Source organism: Allotamlana fucoidanivorans (assembly GCF_006265225.1).
Classification (GTDB): Bacteria; Bacteroidota; Bacteroidia; order Flavobacteriales; family Flavobacteriaceae; genus Allotamlana; species Allotamlana fucoidanivorans.
Window position 1 is genome coordinate 218,072 of the sequence record NZ_VDCS01000005.1, and the last position, 17,472, is coordinate 235,543.

General features: G+C 33.7%; 14 protein-coding genes and 1 pseudogene. 4 read left to right on the top strand and 11 right to left on the bottom strand.

Going from position 1 to position 17,472, the window contains the following annotated elements; genetic code table 11:
- Positions 1-92 precede the first annotated feature (92 nt).
- The 10 genes and pseudogenes from FGF67_RS17610 to uvrC all read right to left on the bottom strand — a co-directional run.
- Positions 93-386, bottom strand: a pseudogene (locus tag FGF67_RS17610) (TonB-dependent receptor plug domain-containing protein); the annotation flags it as partial.
- 12 nt (positions 387-398) lie between these two features.
- Positions 399-752, bottom strand: a complete 354-nt coding sequence (locus FGF67_RS17615) for a carboxypeptidase-like regulatory domain-containing protein (RefSeq protein ID WP_317128513.1) — start codon at positions 750-752, stop codon at positions 399-401.
- Positions 753-931: 179 nt separating this feature from the next.
- A complete protein-coding gene (pgi, locus tag FGF67_RS06560; protein WP_139695955.1) occupies positions 932-2,551 on the bottom strand; it encodes a glucose-6-phosphate isomerase in 1,620 nt (539 codons plus the stop codon).
- A gap of 2 nt (positions 2,552-2,553) precedes the next feature.
- Positions 2,554-3,897: a peptidoglycan DD-metalloendopeptidase family protein gene (locus tag FGF67_RS06565; RefSeq protein ID WP_139695957.1), complete on the bottom strand. Its 1,344-nt coding sequence runs from the start codon at positions 3,895-3,897 to the stop codon at positions 2,554-2,556.
- Entirely contained in the window at positions 3,855-4,772 is a 918-nt protein-coding gene (locus tag FGF67_RS06570) for a tryptophan 2,3-dioxygenase family protein (protein WP_139695959.1), read from the bottom strand. The genes FGF67_RS06565 and FGF67_RS06570 overlap by 43 nt, the downstream gene beginning before the upstream one ends.
- Positions 4,773-4,780: 8 nt before the next feature.
- Positions 4,781-5,566: a DUF3108 domain-containing protein gene (locus tag FGF67_RS06575; RefSeq protein ID WP_139695961.1), complete on the bottom strand. Its 786-nt coding sequence runs from the start codon at positions 5,564-5,566 to the stop codon at positions 4,781-4,783.
- A gap of 199 nt (positions 5,567-5,765) precedes the next feature.
- On the bottom strand, positions 5,766-6,926 hold the full coding sequence (hppD, locus tag FGF67_RS06580) for a 4-hydroxyphenylpyruvate dioxygenase (RefSeq protein ID WP_139695964.1): 1,161 nt from the start codon (positions 6,924-6,926) through the stop codon (positions 5,766-5,768).
- 114 nt (positions 6,927-7,040) lie between these two features.
- Positions 7,041-8,198: a homogentisate 1,2-dioxygenase gene (locus FGF67_RS06585; protein WP_139695966.1), complete on the bottom strand. Its 1,158-nt coding sequence runs from the start codon at positions 8,196-8,198 to the stop codon at positions 7,041-7,043.
- A 213-nt stretch (positions 8,199-8,411) separates the two neighbouring features.
- Positions 8,412-10,580, bottom strand: coding sequence for a patatin-like phospholipase family protein (locus FGF67_RS06590; RefSeq protein ID WP_233244021.1), 2,169 nt, complete (start codon positions 10,578-10,580; stop codon positions 8,412-8,414).
- 88 nt (positions 10,581-10,668) lie between these two features.
- Positions 10,669-12,462, bottom strand: coding sequence for an excinuclease ABC subunit UvrC (gene uvrC / locus FGF67_RS06595; protein ID WP_139695970.1), 1,794 nt, complete (start codon positions 12,460-12,462; stop codon positions 10,669-10,671).
- Between the two features lie 214 nt (positions 12,463-12,676).
- On the opposite strand from uvrC, the gene FGF67_RS06600 reads away from it, so the two are divergent.
- The 4 genes from FGF67_RS06600 to FGF67_RS06615 are packed head-to-tail and all read left to right on the top strand — an operon-like array spanning position 12,677 to position 15,516.
- The gene (locus FGF67_RS06600) at positions 12,677-13,102 is read left to right on the top strand and encodes an ATP-dependent zinc protease family protein (protein ID WP_139695972.1); all 426 of its coding nucleotides are present in this window, start codon (positions 12,677-12,679) and stop codon (positions 13,100-13,102) included.
- The gene (gene rimK, locus FGF67_RS06605; RefSeq protein WP_139695974.1) at positions 13,099-13,974 is read left to right on the top strand and encodes a 30S ribosomal protein S6--L-glutamate ligase; all 876 of its coding nucleotides are present in this window, start codon (positions 13,099-13,101) and stop codon (positions 13,972-13,974) included. Before FGF67_RS06600 ends, rimK begins: the two co-directional genes overlap by 4 nt.
- The gene (locus FGF67_RS06610; protein ID WP_139695976.1) at positions 13,975-14,949 is read left to right on the top strand and encodes a succinylglutamate desuccinylase/aspartoacylase family protein; all 975 of its coding nucleotides are present in this window, start codon (positions 13,975-13,977) and stop codon (positions 14,947-14,949) included.
- The gene (locus tag FGF67_RS06615) at positions 14,950-15,516 is read left to right on the top strand and encodes a 5-formyltetrahydrofolate cyclo-ligase (protein ID WP_139695978.1); all 567 of its coding nucleotides are present in this window, start codon (positions 14,950-14,952) and stop codon (positions 15,514-15,516) included.
- On the opposite strand, the gene FGF67_RS06620 is transcribed toward FGF67_RS06615, so the two are convergent.
- Positions 15,513-17,393, bottom strand: coding sequence for an OmpA family protein (locus FGF67_RS06620; protein WP_139695980.1), 1,881 nt, complete (start codon positions 17,391-17,393; stop codon positions 15,513-15,515). The genes FGF67_RS06615 and FGF67_RS06620 overlap by 4 nt on opposite strands.
- Positions 17,394-17,472 lie beyond the last annotated feature (79 nt).

Genomic DNA, 17,472 nt, shown 5'->3' on the forward strand with positions numbered 1-17,472 from the left:
AAATACCCATCATTTGCAATGGTGGTTGCAACATTTCCTCCTTCTTCTGCATCGGTAGTTTTTGTAACAATATTGATGGTACCCCCAATTGAAGGAACTGCTAATTTAGATGCCCCCAAACCTCTTTGTACTTGCATTTGGCTGGTTACATCTCCTAATCCGGCCCAGTTACTCCAGAACACTCGACCATTCTCCATATCATTTACAGGAATACCATTAATCAAAACAGCCACATTCTCCGAGTTAAAACCTCTAAGGTTAATTCTTCCGTCACCGTACCCTCCACCTTGTTTTGTGGCATACACTCCTGGTGTTGACTTTAAAATCTCTGGGAACTCTTGAGTTCCAAGTTTCAACTCTATATCGGCTGCTTTAACTGTAGAAACAGCTACAGGCGTTTATCTGTCTACCGCAACAGATGCAATAATTTGAACTTCTTCAAGACCTACCTGACTTGATTCTAAAACAATGTTTCCTAACGCAACATCTCCTGAAAATGGAATGGTTTCTGAGTTATACCCAATGAAGGTAATAACAAGTTCTCCTGATGTTTCATTTGTTTTAATTGTAAAGTTTCCGTCAAAATCAGACGTCACCCCGTTTGAAGTTCCTTTTTCAATAATATTAGCACCTGGAAGTGGAATATTACTTCCTGCCTCTAAAATTGTACCCGAAACAGTACTTTGTGCCATGGCAACTGCCGAAAACATTAGCACTGCGGTAATTAAAAGAAAATTAATAGTTTTTTTCATAATTAATTATTTGAAATTAGTCGCAGCAAAAGTACATATTATTTGGCATTACATATTAAGCAAACGTTAACAAATTTAACATGTATCTAAAAGCAAAAAGAGCGTAAACATTGAATATTTACGCTCTTTTTATTAATACAGTATTAATGTAATATCTTTTTAAGGTATTTGATATTTCATCAAGACATTTTTTTGTAATATCTCAATAAATTAGCTGTTGAAGAATCATGCTGATTTGCAACTTTACCATTAAATTCTTGTAAAATTTTTGTTGCTAATTGCTTTCCTAACTCCACTCCAAACTGATCATAACTAAAAATATTCCAAATTATACCCTGTACAAATATTTTATGCTCATACATAGCGATAAGTTTCCCTAAACTTTCAGGTGTCAGCTTCTTAATAAAAATGGTGTTTGTAGGTTTGTTGCCTTTAAAAACTTTAAATGGAATAATACTTTCTTTCGTCCCTTCTGCAACGACTTCAGCTTCGGTTTTTCCGTTTAATAAAGCTTCAGTTTGCGCTAAAAAGTTTGATATTAATTTATCTTGATGATCTTGGTTGCCATGTAATGACTGGGCAAATCCAATAAAATCAGCTGGAATTAATTTTGTTCCTTGATGAATTAATTGAAAAAAGGCATGTTGTGAATTGGTTCCCGGTTCTCCCCAAATAATAGTTCCTGTTTGGTAATCAATAGGATGTCCGTTTCTATCAACACTTTTACCATTGCTCTCCATAATACCTTGCTGCAAATAGGTTGCCAACTGATTCAAATATTGTGAGTACGGAATAATGGCTTCACTTTCGGCATTAAAAAAGTTATTATACCACACACTAATTAGAGCGAGTATAACTGGAATATTGGAATTGAAATTCGCTGTTTTAAAATGTTCATCCATTTTGTTTGCCCCTTCAAGAAGACTGGCAAAATTAGTGTAGCCAACCGCTAAACTGATGGTTAAACCAACGGCACTCCATAACGAGAAACGTCCACCAACCCAATCCCACATTGGGAAAATGTTGTTTTCATCGATTCCAAAATCTTTTACTTTCTCAATATTTGTAGATACCGCCACAAAATGTTTAGCAATAGCTTCTTGGCTAGCTGATTTTAAAAACCAATCTTTTAGTGTATTAGCATTAGAAAGCGTTTCTTGGGTGGTAAATGTTTTTGAAACCACTACAAATAAAGTCGTTTCGGGGTTTAATTTTTTTATAACCTCATTAACATGATCACCATCAACATTGCTAACAAAATGTGTAGTTAAATGATTTTTATAATATTGAAGTGAATCAACCACCATAGCTGGTCCTAAATCTGAACCACCAATACCTATATTGACAACATCTGTAAATGATTTTCCTGTAAACCCTTTAAGTTCACCATTCACCACCTGATTAGTAAAGGCTTCAATTTTTTCTTTTACCTGATAAACCTCTGGTATGACATTCTCACCATTGACTTTAAATTCGGCTGATTTTGGAGCTCTTAGTGCCGTATGCAACACCGCTCTACCCTCTGTTTGATTGATAATTTCACCTGAAAACTGACTTGTAATAGCTTCTTTTAGCTTTATTTCTTCAGCTAACTCCAGAAGGTACTTCAAGGTTTCTTCGGTAATTCTGTTTTTTGAAAAATCTACATAAAAATCGTCCCAAGCCACGGTAAATTTGTCTGCTCTTGAAGCATCTTGAGCAAATAAATCCTTCATGTGTACATTTTTTACTTCTTTAAAATGTGCTTGTAACTTTTTCCACGCATTAGTTGTTGTAGGGTTAATAGTTGGTAGTGCCATGCTTAATGGGTATTTTGTGATATTAAATTATTCTGCTCTTCAAGTGCTACTTCTATAGATTCATCTATAACATCTATAGAATCAAAAGGAATGCTATCTAACTGTTTTTTTATAGGTTGAATGAAATTTAAATATTCTAGTTTTAAAGAATCTGAAATAGGTTTAGCTTCTGGCAATTTTTGCTTAAACGGGTCTACCTGTCTGCCATTTACCCAAAAACGATAACATACATGAGGGCCTCCTGTATTACCTGTCATACCAACCCAGCCTATCACATCACCTTGTTTTACAAACTCTCCCACTTTAACCTTACGCTTTTTCATGTGAAGGTATTGGGTTTCGTAGGTGGCATTATGGCGAATTTTCACATAATTACCATTACCGCCTCGGCGTTCAGACTTTGTTACGGTGCCATTTGCTGTAGCCATAATTGGCGTGCCAATAGGTGCCGCAAAATCGGTTCCTTTGTGAGCTCTTACCCGATACCCATAAACCGCAATCCTGCGTTTCAAGTTATAACGTGAAGAAATGCGACTAAACTTTACCGGAGCTTTTAAAAAGGCTCTTCGTAAGTTTTTAGCCTCTTCGTTAAAATAGTCGACAATACCTTTAACTGAATCCGTTTCAAACTCAAACGCATAAAAAGGTTCACTGTTATGTTCAAAAAAGGCTGCTTTTATATTATGGATTCCTGTATAAATGGTATCATCTATATATTTATCGGTATAAATAACCTTAAATCGATCTCCTTTTTGAAGGCGTCTAAAATCAATAGTCCAAGCATAAATTTCATCCGCTAACTTAAATGCCAATCTCGGACTTAAGCCTTTCTCCTCAAGGGTTTCAGAAATACTACTATTTATAATACCTGTAGCCGTTTTTTCAACATAAGTGATTGGCTTTCTACTGGTATAGGCATGTATAGAATCTTTGAAGTTTATAACCACATATTCCTCAAGATTAGGCTGATAAATAAAAGATTGTGGTAACTCTAAGGAGTCTTTAGAGCATAAAAGCGTATAGGGTCTCCCTACTTGAAGCCTTCTAATATCAAAGGTATCTTTGGCTCTCTCAGCAATATGAAATATTTTAGGGTAACCTACATTATTTCGTTCTAAAATCTCACCAAAACTATCGCCACGTTTTATAGTGTCTCGTTTTACAATATAATCATTTAACTTAAAACCAAATTCAAAGGTTTCTTTTGGTTTCTCGGTTACAGCAACAATATCTTCTTTAACGCCTTCTTGTTTTACTTCTTCCTTACAGGCTGCAAACAACACAGCCGTTACTAACAGTACTACTATATATTTGTTCCCCACGCTTCTTTTTCTTTCTCTGTCCATAAATCTGGAAAAAATATTCTTTTTTGATATTTTGGGTGCATATATTTTACCCATTCACTTCCTCCGGTGGCTTCGGCTGTTTCGCCACCAATATTTAAATAATGATTTGCCGTATTATAATGTGCCATAACCCATTTAATATTCACCGTAAAATCATAATGGCGCATGGCTTTTATCAACGCTCTGTTCCTTTGAGCTTCTTTGGATAACCCCTTGAATTTACTCCACAAATTGTTATTTTGATAAAATTTTGTAAATCTAATAAATTCTTCTTTATAGCGTTGTTCAAAAGCTGTTAAAGTGTATGTTTTTTTGCCTGTTTCGAAGTCCTTACCTGCAGCCTGCCAATACAAATGTTCAAAAGCATGTTCATAAGACGAATTCCTATCAATAGTATCTCTAAAACGTTTATCTATTAGATTGATTAGTTCTGTAGACGAAAACTCGATTTTTCTATACTGAGCGCTTTGAAAACCGCTTGCCGGTGTGAGCGTTGTTCTGAACTTGTTGTATTGCTCTATATCCATACCATCTTTCATGATACTAAATGAAGAAGTCAAGACATCAAAATAGCGACTAATACGCATTATTTTATCAGTGAATAGCTCTGGTTCAAGAATTTCTGCTCTAGCCACTTGTTCAATTTCACTCAAAATCATCTTAAAAAGTAACTCTGAAATTTGATGATACATGATAAATACCTTCTCATCAGGGAAATTGGTACGTTGAATTTGAAGATTTAAAAGCGCATCAGTATGTATGTAATCCCAGTAATTAATGGGCTTACTATGCAACAACCCCTCTAGATGCACATCAACATCTTGGTCAATGGTTTCATACTTTTCCTTTAATTTTTTTGAAATGTTGGAGTTCAAAAGACTTACTAATTTTTTACTACTATTTTAAAAGGATGCTTTAGCCCCTTAAAGGCCTCTAAATCTGCCCTTAAAGACCCTACCGCCAAATCTGCTTTAATACGCAAAGGTAGCTTATTTTTATCTTTTGAAACCCATAGCGTCAAACTTTCTTCTTCTTTAAAAACGCGGCCTGCCATAACATATGGCCTAAACTTTAACGATTCAATTTTTCCAAACTCGGTGCTTATTGTTTCTTCTCCAAGATACCTTAATTTGAACCCGTAGTTTTCTTCATCAAAAAACATATCTAAACGTACTTCATCACCAATCTTTAAAGCATCTGTTTTTAAATTATTTCTCAGGTAATAAAACGTAGATACCATATCTTGAATATTAGGCTTCGTATCAAGTGTTTTTTGTGTGTTATACTTTAAATTGTTTACAAAAGCTTTGTTGTTCTCTTGATCAAATTCAATTTCTAAATTTTTGGTATGCCCGCCTTCATCAATATCGCGTATAAACCTATACGGTAAAATGGTTTTCTTATCAAAAAAACTTTCATATCTATCTTTTACTTTAAAAAACCACTTAATCATACCAGTGGTCCACCCCTTACCTACAACATGATATACATCCTTCCCTTTATACTTCGCATCTTTTACAGTTAGTGTTGCATTACCCGCTTTTAACCAATTGCTATAGCTCATTCTGAATTTGAACCATTCACCCGTATCAAATGCTGATTCTTCTGGCTGCGCCACAACACACTGTGCGGTAATTAAAACAAAAAATATGAATATAATTTTTTTCATAGCTAAATATGTAATTTCATAGTAACTCTATTTGTTACAAGTTATTGTTCAATTAGAAATTACAATTACTGTTCCAAAAATATAAATTTTATTATAGTAGCTAGACTATAAAACGTTATAGTTATGTTAGGATTCTTCAATAACAAAATAAAAAAAGCCTGCTAAAATGCATAGCAGGTCTTATAAACACTTATAAAAATTATAGAGTACCTCTGTTGGCTTGCTCACGTTCAATAGACTCAAATAAGGCTTTGAAATTTCCAGCCCCAAAACCTTTAGCGCCCATACGCTGAATAATTTCAAAGAACAAGGTAGGTCTATCTTGAACGGGTTTTGTAAAAATTTGCAATAAATACCCTTCTTCATCGGCATCAATCATGATACCTAAATTTTTAAGGGTTTCAATATTTTCTTGTAGTTGATGACTATGTTCTTCTAAACGTCCAGGAACAGCTTTATAATAGGCTTCTGGTGGTTTTGACAAAAACTCAACGCCACGCGCTCTTAGTTGCGACACCGTACTTATAATATCATCTGTAGCAACCGCAATGTGTTGCACACCAGCTCCTTCATAAAAATCGAGATATTCTTCAATCTGAGATTTCTTCTTTCCTTTTGCCGGCTCATTAATTGGAAATTTTATACGGCCATTACCATTACTCATAACCTTGCTCATTAATGCTGAATATTCGGTATGGATCTGTTTATCATCAAAAGATAAGAAATTTTCAAACCCCATAACATCTTCATACCACTTCACCCAAGTATTCATTTGTCCCCAGCCTACATTACCCACCATGTGATCGATGTATTTTAAACCTGCTGGTTCAGGCTTATAGTCTGATTCCCATAATATGAAACCTGGCAAGAATGTGCCATAGTAATTCTTTCGTTCCACAAACATATGAACCGTTTCTCCGTAGGTATAAATACCAGCCCTAATAACTTCTCCAAAGTCATCTTTTTCAACCGAAGGTTCCATATAAACTTTTGCACCACGTTTTATAGTTTCCTCAAAAGCTTTTCTGGCATCTTCAACCCATAAGGCAATTACTTTTACGCCATCACCATGCTTTACAATATGCTTGTTGATTTCCGAGTGACTATTTAAAGGGGTCGTTAAAACCAATTTTATTTTATCCTGTTTAAGCACATAGCTCACGGCTTCCTTTGAGCCAGTTTCTAAACCTCTATAGGCATACGACTGAAACCCAAAGGCTGTTTTATAAAAATGGGCCGATTGCTTTGCATTACCAACATATAACTCGACGTAATCGGTTCCTAATAAGGGCAAAAAATCCTGAGCACCCTGAAATATTTTTTCTAAACCGTAGTTTACTGATTTTATTGTTTTACTCATTTTTTAAATTTTTAATATTCATGCTTCGTGTCTTAAACGACGCATTTTATATTCATAGAAGCCTGTTTAAATGCTATTTAAAATACACTAGAAACTTGGAATAGCCTCTAAATATTATTCTAACCAAGATGTGTAGTAAGTTTCATCAGCAATTTTCATAGCTTCTTCTGTAATCATTAAAGGCTTAAAAGTATCAACCATTACCGCTAGTTCTTCCGTTTTAGTTTTGCCTATACTGCGCTCTGTGGCTCCTGGATGCGGACCGTGTGGTATACCCGCCGGATGCAATGAAATATGTCCAGCTTCTACATCATTTCTACTCATAAAATCGCCATCAACATAATATAACACCTCATCGCTATCTATATTGCTGTGATTATATGGCGCAGGAATAGATAGGGGATGATAGTCATACAAACGCGGCACAAAACTACACACCACAAAAGCATCGGTTTCAAAAGTTTGATGTACTGGTGGGGGTTGATGAATTCTACCTGTTATTGGCTCAAAATTATGAATTGAAAAGGCATATGGATAATTGTAGCCATCATATCCAATCACATCAAAAGGGTGAGAAGCATACAGCATTTCAATAATATCATCCCTCTTTTTTACTTTAATCAGAAACTCTCCCGATTTATTATAAGTCTCTAATTCTTGAGGACGCCTAATATCACGTTCACAGAAAGGCGCATGTTCTAATAGCTGACCAAACCAATTGCGGTACCGCTTAGGGGTATAAATTGGTCGACGAGACTCTACGATAAACAACCTATTATCAGAACTATCAAAATCTATTTTATAAATAACCCCACGAGGTATTAAAAGATAATCACCATACTTGAAATTGATATTTCCAAACATAGTTCTTAGTTTTCCTGATCCTTTATGAATAAAAATTAGTTCATCTGCATCTGTATTTTTATAGAAATAATCTTGAGTAGATGCTGTTGGTGCCGCCAGCACAATACTGCAATCACTATTCACCAACACCGTTTTTCTACTCTCTAGATAATCTTTTTGAGGCTCTACTAAAAACCCTTTAAAACGATATGATTTGATATTGTTTTGAAAGGCAATTTTGGGAGACACACTGTACTGCTTTTTAATCGCTTTAACTTGTGTTGGGCGCTGTTCATGATAGCTGTTGGTATACATACCATCAAACCCTATAGTACCAAACAATTGTTCATAATACAAACTACCATCTGGTTTTCTAAATTGAATGTGTCTTTTAGGAGGAATACTTCCCAGTTTATGATAAAAAGGCATACTTTTTTATTTATAATAATTAATTGAACCTTTGGTTTTAAACCAACAAAACACTCTAACTAATTAGTAATTATAAAGATACAAAAAGTACACTCATTCAGGATTTCTCTTGATTAGGTAATGTAAAAAGGATAATAAATCTTGCCAAAAACAGGTCATAGTTTTACAAATATGATAATTTTTCATTGGATTTTAAAATGCCTCTACTACTTACTAAAACCAAAAGCCTAAATTAAAAAACCATTTACTCGCCTTTTGTTCTGGCGAATAACTATACTTTACCTGTATAGGACCTATAAACGTTTCAATACCGTAACCAAGCGTATATCCACGGTAATCTGGAAGAGTAAACCACTCGCCTGTATCAAAAATATCATCATCTATATTTGCCCAATTCCCTTCAAGCGTGATATGATTTTTTTTAAAAATTTCATAATCCATCATGGCAAAGGCCTTTACATAACTATTCCCTGCTAAGGATACAAAATCATACCCTAAAAAAGGCACTAAATTGTTAATAAGATGGTTTCCGTACCCTCCCAAAGCAAAATCTAAAGCTTTATCAGATTTACCTCCAAACTTAAATCCGCCACCCGTTTGTAAGTTAAAAGCCAGCTTATCAGTGATACTAAAAGCATATCCAAAAGTGGCTTTGGCTATTGAAAAGTTTGCAAACTCATCATTGTTTTCTGAAGCGTACAGATAAATATTTAAATTTCCATCAAAATACACCCCTTTATTAGGAAAATAAATATTATCGTAAGTGTCCAATTTCAAATTACCAAACAAACTAACATAGTTTTTTGACTGAAATTGAAACACTCTTTCAGGATTGTTTCCAGACAGTGTTTCTGAGTCAATTTCAAGATATTTATGTTCAGCACCCATACTTAACGAAAAATCTTTTCTAAATAAGGTTTGTACATAAAACCAATTTGAAAAATCTCTTAATTTTACATCAATTTTGTTCACTCCAGTTGTTAAACGCTCCATCTCTGTTAAAATAAGAGAGGCGTTAATATCTTTATCAAACTGATTATATCTTGATTTTAATCCAATGCTCCAATAAAAACCTTTGTCTATTAAATACTCAAAATTATAGCGCACATTATCTCCTAAAGCAAAATCAAAAGAAGCTACATCATTGTTGAAAAATAATCGTTTTCTTGTGAGATTCACTAATGCAGCACTTTTATAGAGATCATCATAATGCACGCCTAATTTTAGATACGTACTTATTTGGCTCTCTTTAAGATTTATCTTTAAATTATACCCTTCTTGTTCTTTTGAATCTTTTAATTGATACTCTACCGATTCAAAATTATTGGTAGCTACTAAATTATCCATCCCTTTTTCAAATTGATGATAGCTAATGGTTTGGCTATTTTTTAGTTTCAACTTACCTAACACATAAGATCTTGTATAATGGGTATTTCCATTTATATCAATAGCATTAATTTTTAAGCTGTCTATGTGTTGTGGCTTTGTTTTTACTTGTCTTTCTTTTGAAAGAACCGTCAACGCTTCTAGTGCTTTCCTTTGTTTAAATGCTGCATCTTCGCCTTTATCTATAATTGCCTGACCTTGACTAAAAGAGACAACGTTGAAGTTTGAAATATCAGGTTTAATATACAAATCTGTTTTCTTAACCTTTAATTTCATATCATTAATAGTACGGAAATTATTTATTTGAAGTAACACATCAGGCGCTGAAGTTAGCTCATTACGAGTCATCAAATCATCTTGCACATCTACTCCAATGATATAATCCATGCCTTTTGCACGCAATTCATCTACAGGATAATTATTAACCACACCACCATCAATTAAAACCTCATTATTAATTATAACCGGTTGAAATAAGGAAGGTAACGCCCCACTAGCCATTAAAGACTGCATTAAATTACCCTGATCTAAAACCACTTGTTTACCAGTTTCGACATTGGTAGCAATACAAAAAAAAGGAATTGGCAATTCACTGAAATCTTCTACCTCATTAACATGCAGAAACAACTTGGTAAATAAACTATAGGTGTTGTGCCCTTTTGATAATGCAGAGGGTAGTTTTATTTTAAATTTCCTAAAAGGCAACTTAACAGCATACTTTTCATCATTAGCACGTTCATCAAAAGCTTTTGAAGCCCTTGGTAAATCATCACTAATGATGTCATCAAAATCTACTTCATGAAAAATAGAATCTATTTGTTTGCCCGAGTAACCCGAGGCATATATAGCTCCAATTATTGCACCCATGCTTGTTCCTGCCACATAATCTATCTGAATTCCCAGGCTATCAATAACCTTTAAAACACCAATATGTGCTAGGCCTTTAGCGCCTCCACCACTTAAAACCAACCCTATTTTGGGTTTCGTTATATCCATCAATTCTTGCGCTTTCACAGAAAACGAAATCATCGCAAAGACACTACATATGATGACACTTTTATTCAAAACAGGATGAGATAAATTTTTACTCTCTATGAAAATGGTTATACACCTTAGCCGCTCTTGAAACCCCAACAACACCCTCCAACTCATCTAACTTAGCATAAGAAACCCGTTTGGCTGATTTAAAATGTTTTAACAAATCTTCAACGGTTTTTTCACCTACCCCTGGAATGGTTTCTAATTCTGTATTTAAAGCACTTTTACTTCTTCTATTTCTATGGTGTTCAATACCAAATCTGTGGGCTTCATTTCGAAGTTGCTGAATAATTTTTAAGGTTTCGCTTTTTTTATCTAAATATAAGGGAATTGGGTCATTTGGGTAAAATAATTCTTCCAAACGTTTCGCAATTCCGATAATAGCAATTTTACCTCTTAAGTTTAAAACATCTAAGCTTTTGAGTGCCGATGATAATTGCCCTTTGCCCCCATCAATAACAATAAGTTGCGGCAATGGTTGTGCTTCTTCCAACAGTCTTTTATAACGCCGGTATACCACTTCTTCCATAGATGCAAAGTCATCTGGTCCTGTAACCGTTTTTATATTAAAATGCCTGTAATCTTTCTTACTTGGCTTTCCATTTTTAAACACTACACAAGCTGCTACTGGGTTAGTGCCCTGAATATTTGAATTATCAAAACACTCTATATGACGTGGTTCTTCAGAAAGCCTTAAATCGGCTTTCATTTGCGCCATAATTCTATTAGCATGCCTGTCTGGATTAACAATTTTCATTTGTTTAAACCGCTCAAGCCTATAATACTTGGCATTTCTTAAAGATAAATCCAGAATATGCTTTTTATCACCCAACTTGGGTATTGTAACCTTAACTGATTCGCCTAGATTGACCTTAAAAGGCACAAAAATCTCTTTTGAATTGGAATTAAATCGTTGCCTTATTTCTGTAATGGCTAATTCTAATAATTCTTTATCGGTTTCATCCAGCTTTTTTTTAACTTCAAGTGTATGCGATCGTATTATGGAACCATAAGACAATTGTAAAAAATTAATGTAACCATAACTTTCATCACTTATTATTGAAAAAACATCAACATTACTGATTTTTGGATTGACTATGGTTGATTTAGCCTGATAATTTTCTAGCACTTCAACCTTTTCTTTTATTTTTTGTGCCTCCTCAAATTGCATCTGCTCAGCAAACTGAACCATTTGTTCTTTAAACTGAGATAAAGAATCTTTAAAATTTCCTTTTAAAATTTCCTTTATAGCCTTTATGTTTTCATTATAGGCAGCTTCTGTTTCAAAACCTTCACAAGGACCTTTACAATTCCCTAAATGATATTCTAAACAGACTTTGTATTTACCCGCTTGTATTTTTTCTTCTGCCAAATCATAGTTACACGTTCTTAAACTGTATAGACCTTTTATTAAATCTAACAGGGTATGTACTGTTTTTACACTAGTGTACGGACCAAAATATTCACTTCCATCTTTAAACACACGCCGTGTAGAAAACACCCTAGGAAAACGTTCTTTTTTTATACAAATCCACGGATATGATTTATCATCTTTTAGCATGACATTATAGCGCGGTTGGTATTTTTTAATAAGATTATTTTCTAACAACAGCGCATCCGTCTCCGTATCTACAACAACATGCTTAATATTGGCAATTTTTTTTACTAAAACTCGTGTTTTCCCACTATCGTGATGTTTTGTAAAATATGAGCTAACTCTTTTTTTTAAATTCTTTGCTTTCCCAACATAAATAATAGTACCTTCTTTATCATAATATTGATAAACTCCAGGTTGGCTTGGTAAGGTTTTTAATTGTATCTCTAAATCGGGGGTGTTCATTATTGTAAAGGTAATTATTTTAAAGGTTTTTAGTAAAAATCTGTCTTTTTAAAATGTGTTAAATATTTATAAGTTTTGTTTTTTGCATAGAATATTTATCTACATTACGCCACTTTTTTTAAAACACTAAAAAAAGATTTTATTTAAAACCAAACCTTAATTTTGAACATATTTCAGAATGCAAAAAAGTACAGAATTATAATATGTAAAACAGATGAGTAAAAAAATTATAGGTCGGGTTGATGTTTTAGATTTTCCAAAACTCGATTTACATAATATAGATGTTAAAATTGATACTGGAGCTTATACTTCAGCCATTCATTGCTCTGATATTATTGAAATAGACCATACACTGCTCTGCACTTTTAATAGTAGCACGCACAAAAATTTTGGTAAAACAGAAATTATATTTGAAGCTTTTAGCCGAACAGACGTAAAAAGTAGTAATGGTTTTAAAGAAAACCGGTACAAGGTAAAATCTGAAGTCGTAATTTTTGGTAAAACATATAAGATTAACTTAACTTTAAGCACTAGAGATGACATGAAGTTTCCTGTTTTAATTGGCAGGGAATTCTTAAGACATAAATTTATTGTTGACGTAGATTTAGTAAACGTCTCTTTTAATACGAAAACAGCATGAACATAGTCATTTTATCTAGAAACACTCAATTATATTCTACTGAACGCCTTATTGAAGAAGGCTTAAAGCGCGGGCATAAAGTAGAAGTTATTGATCCGCTTAAATGCGATATCATTATTGAAAAGGAAAAACCGACTATTTTTTATAAAGACCGCTATTTAAATTATGTTGATGCCATCATTCCTAGAATTGGCGCTTCTGTAACTTTTTATGGATGTGCCGTAGTACGTCAATTTGAAATGATGGGTGTTTTTACCATTGTAACCTCTGGTGCTATTCAGCGTTCTCGTGATAAATTAAGAAGTTTACAACGGCTTAGCAAAGCAGGAATTGGTATGCCTAAAACCGTATTTACCAATTACTCTAGAGATGTAAAAGAAGTTATTGAACATGTTGGGGGTACACCTGTTATTATTAAACTTCTTGAAGGCACACAAGGTCTGGGTGTTGTTTTAGCCGAAACTAAAAGCGCCGCTGAATCTGTTTTAGAAGCCTTTAATGGTCTTCAAGCCCGTGTTATTGTTCAAGAGTTCATTAAAGAAGCTAAGGGTGCCGACTTAAGAGCGCTGGTTGTAGATGGGCAAGTAGTTGGTGCTATGAAAAGACAAGGAAAAGAAGGTGAGTTTAGATCAAATTTACACCGAGGTGGTTCTGCCGAAATTATAAAGCTTAATCATGACGAATTAAAATTGGCCATGAACGCTTCAAAAGCATTAAACCTACCTGTTTGCGGTGTTGATATGCTACAATCTGCAAGAGGTCCTTTACTCCTTGAAGTAAATTCTACTCCTGGCTTAGAAGGTATTGAAATTGCTACTGGGCGCAATATTGCTAAATCTATTATAAGGTTTATTGAAAAAAACGCTAAATAAATGTCTAAACTAAAGGCAGATGTATTACATATTCTTGGTGAAACCATTATGCCAGGACAAAGTAAAGAGGTGAATTTTGATGTAGCTAACCTACATACTTCAACCCCTGTTAATGTTCCAGTAATCATTGAACGTTCTAAAAAACCAGGGCCAACCGTGCTTTTTACGGCAGGCATTCATGGCGATGAAGTAAACGGTGTTGAAATTGTACGCCAACTTATTGCTAAAGGTATTAATCAACCAAAAATTGGTACTATTATATGCATGCCTGTTATTAATGTGTTTGGATTTATCAACTTAAAACGTGAATTTCCTGATGGCCGAGACCTCAACAGGGTATTTCCTGGAAGCCCGACTGGTTCTCTAGCAGGCCGAGTTGCCCACAAGCTTATTCATGACGTTATTCCGCATGTTGATTTGATTGTAGACTTTCATACAGGTGGCTCGGGTCGGTTTAATGCACCACAATTACGCTATTTAAAAAAGGACACCTACCTAAATGACTTAGCTAAAATTTTTGGAGCGCCTTTTGTGCTCTATTCTAAAAATCTTTCTAAATCATTTAGAGCAACCTGTTCTAAATTAGGAAAACCGCTTTTGCTTTTTGAAGGCGGGAAATCGTTTCATATTGATGAGGTAGTAACCAATTCTGGGGTGAATGGTTCTAAACGCTTACTAAAACATTTAGGCATGTTAAAAACGGTTTTTAAGTCTACCAGACCAAAAAATGCTTGTGTTTTTATTGAAGAAAGTAAATGGCTTCGTGCTAAATATTCTGGCATGTTTAAAGCCAATACATCTATTGGTGCTTATGTTGAAAAAGATGATATTTTAGGTAATATTACCGATCCTTATGGGAAATTTAATTATTTTGTTAGAGCCCGATATACGGGTTATATCATTAACGTAAATGAGTCTCCTATTGTGTATCAGGGTGATGCTTTATTTCATATTTCAATAAAAATAAAAGACTAAATGGCAACCAAAACTACTTTGCGAAAAACCTATAAAGACAAACGAAAAAACCTTGATTTTGATGCTATTGAAGATTTGAGTCTAGCGATTTCAAATCAGCTTTTAAAACTACCTGTTTGGAACTATGGATTCTATCATATTTTTCTAACTATTGAAGACAAAAAAGAGGTGAATACAGATTATATTTTAAACATTCTTTCTGGAAAAGACAAACATATCCTCATTTCAAAAAGTGATTTTGAAACAGGAGAGATGTTTAATTTTTTGCTAACAGACAATACCGTAATTAAAAATAATGCCTATAACATTCCAGAACCTGTGGATGGTATTCCCATTTCAAATGATAAAATAGATGTTGTTTTTATTCCGCTTCTAGCTTTTGACAAACGTGGTAACCGCGTAGGATATGGCAAAGGATTTTATGATAAATTTTTAGCCCAATGCAAGCCAGAAACCATAAAAATTGGGCTTTCATTTTTTGAAGCTGAAGACCACATTGCAGAGGTTACCAGTAATGATATTCCATTAAACTATTGCGTTACTCCAAACACAATTTATCAATTTTAATCATTACAGTTTTCACAGTATACAGCCCTAAGGTAATTATTGTCTAATATTTGAAAAGTAACACCACCATCTTCTATTGCTTCAAATAATTTACAAAAACGTGGTTTATTAATGTTTATCGCATTTAACAAAATCGTTCTATAATCTACATCTTTTACAAACTCATTTCTAATAATAGTAAGATTTAAAAAGTAAAACAATAGGTTTTCATCTATATAAATACTCCTTGCCTTGTTCTCTAAAAGATCAACAGAAAATTCTGTTTTAGCATAATAGCTAAAAAACTGAGCTAAACTTAAATAATCATATTCCGACAACGAAAATTTGTCATAATGGTCTTTAATAAAGGTTACGGCTTTATCTTTATTCTTATAATCTCTGTTTCGCATTAAATTTTCAGCCCTAATAATATTAAAGTTTACTATCATTCGAGTTATTAAATCATCTCCGATACCATATTGTTTCAAATCATAAATTTGCTTCTCTAATGCATCTTCATTAATTTCAATAGCGTTGTAACGCCATAGCTGAAGTTTAAGTACCGCTACATTATATTTTATTTTTTTGCTGTTAGGCATGAGTTTTTCAAGCTCCAGCATTTCATTATAAACCAATAACACTTCCCTAAAATCAAGCATATACCTAAACGCTGCATTATTATTTCTAATTTGAACATACTTATCACTCATAGGCACTGCCATCTGACTTAAAATATCGGAAGTAACTTCACCAGACTTTATTTTTTCAAAAATGGAGTTTTGAATACGTCTTGCTGCCGCCTCTTGATTTAAACGAACCGCTGTATTGAAATTAATAAGCAATTCTTTGGGAGACACCCCTTTGTATTCATAAATTTTTTCAAGTTCCATTTCTAAAACAGCCTTTCTATGATGTTTCAAAATGGACTCCATGTCTCTTGATAGCTTACCAGCAATAGCATCCTTAATGTCATTTTTTGTTAAAGACAATAAATACTCGTACTTGGTTCCTTTTATGTCATTTAAAAACTCTACCCAATTCTCGGCCGTAGACACAGTTGTTTGAATAGTTGGCTTTTGAAATTTCTGTAATGCCGAAATAATACTGTTGGCTCTAAGTTCCTGAAGCTCTAAATTTCTTGTTGTTATACCTTCAATTGAAGAATATGACTTTACCTTAATGGTCTTAATATTGAAATCGGTTAGCCGTAACGAATCGTAAATAGGTTTAATATCTTGTTGCGAATAATTAGATTTATTTTTTTGGAAGGGAATATCAAACTTTAAAATTTTGTTTCTAATGAGTGTGCTCTTAGACTCAGAAGACTGTACTTTTTTAGGGTTGTAGGTTAAGGAATCTAAATACATGCCCATATCTAACAACTCCCATTGATAGGACTCCAACTCATAAATAACATAGTATTGACAAAGTGTTTTGTTACTCAAAAATAGAATATTAAACTCTGATTTTTGATTCAGATATGCCTCAGGAATAGTTCCTATTTTTACTCGAAATAAATCATCAGCATATGGTTTCAATCCAGCTTTTAAGGCTTTAGCATAAACGGGCTCTAGAAGTTCACCTTTTATTTGAGAACTGGCCACAGAACCTAAACCACAGGCATACCTTTTCTTCAATACAACATCAATAGCAATGCCGTCACCAGATTTGTTAAATAGGGTCTCAAACCATTTTTTATCGTTGACTTGAAAATATAGATTATTACCTTCTCGTTCAATTGAAAACCGAACGCCTTTAGGTTTCTGCCTAAACGTTTCTATACACTGTTTACAATCTTTTTCTCGATTGTCTCCATTCAGAATAATATCAAATGTATTTTGCGCGAATAAAAATTGAGAGAATAAAATAAGGATGATAGGAATGTATTTACCTTTCATTAATTGAGGGATTAAAATAAATAATAGCAATAGGTAAATATAGTAAAAGTAAATTCGAAAATATTTACCTGGAAAACCT

What these genes read in the sequence shown, in the direction of transcription:
- FGF67_RS17615 (WP_317128513.1), bottom strand. Translation starts at nt 752, where the DNA reads ATGAAAAAAACTATTAATTTTCTTTTAATTACCGCAGTGCTAATGTTT.
- pgi (WP_139695955.1), bottom strand. Translation starts at nt 2,551, where the DNA reads ATGGCACTACCAACTATTAACCCTACAACAACTAATGCGTGGAAAAAG.
- FGF67_RS06565 (WP_139695957.1), bottom strand. Translation starts at nt 3,897, where the DNA reads ATGGACAGAGAAAGAAAAAGAAGCGTGGGGAACAAATATATAGTAGTA.
- FGF67_RS06575 (WP_139695961.1), bottom strand. Translation starts at nt 5,566, where the DNA reads ATGAAAAAAATTATATTCATATTTTTTGTTTTAATTACCGCACAGTGT.
- hppD (WP_139695964.1), bottom strand. Translation starts at nt 6,926, where the DNA reads ATGAGTAAAACAATAAAATCAGTAAACTACGGTTTAGAAAAAATATTT.
- FGF67_RS06585 (WP_139695966.1), bottom strand. Translation starts at nt 8,198, where the DNA reads ATGCCTTTTTATCATAAACTGGGAAGTATTCCTCCTAAAAGACACATT.
- FGF67_RS06590 (WP_233244021.1), bottom strand. Translation starts at nt 10,580, where the DNA reads ATGGATATAACGAAACCCAAAATAGGGTTGGTTTTAAGTGGTGGAGGC.
- uvrC (WP_139695970.1), bottom strand. Translation starts at nt 12,462, where the DNA reads ATGAACACCCCCGATTTAGAGATACAATTAAAAACCTTACCAAGCCAA.
- FGF67_RS06600 (WP_139695972.1), top strand. Translation starts at nt 12,677, where the DNA reads ATGAGTAAAAAAATTATAGGTCGGGTTGATGTTTTAGATTTTCCAAAA.
- rimK (WP_139695974.1), top strand. Translation starts at nt 13,099, where the DNA reads ATGAACATAGTCATTTTATCTAGAAACACTCAATTATATTCTACTGAA.
- FGF67_RS06610 (WP_139695976.1), top strand. Translation starts at nt 13,975, where the DNA reads ATGTCTAAACTAAAGGCAGATGTATTACATATTCTTGGTGAAACCATT.
- FGF67_RS06615 (WP_139695978.1), top strand. Translation starts at nt 14,950, where the DNA reads ATGGCAACCAAAACTACTTTGCGAAAAACCTATAAAGACAAACGAAAA.
- FGF67_RS06620 (WP_139695980.1), bottom strand. Translation starts at nt 17,393, where the DNA reads ATGAAAGGTAAATACATTCCTATCATCCTTATTTTATTCTCTCAATTT.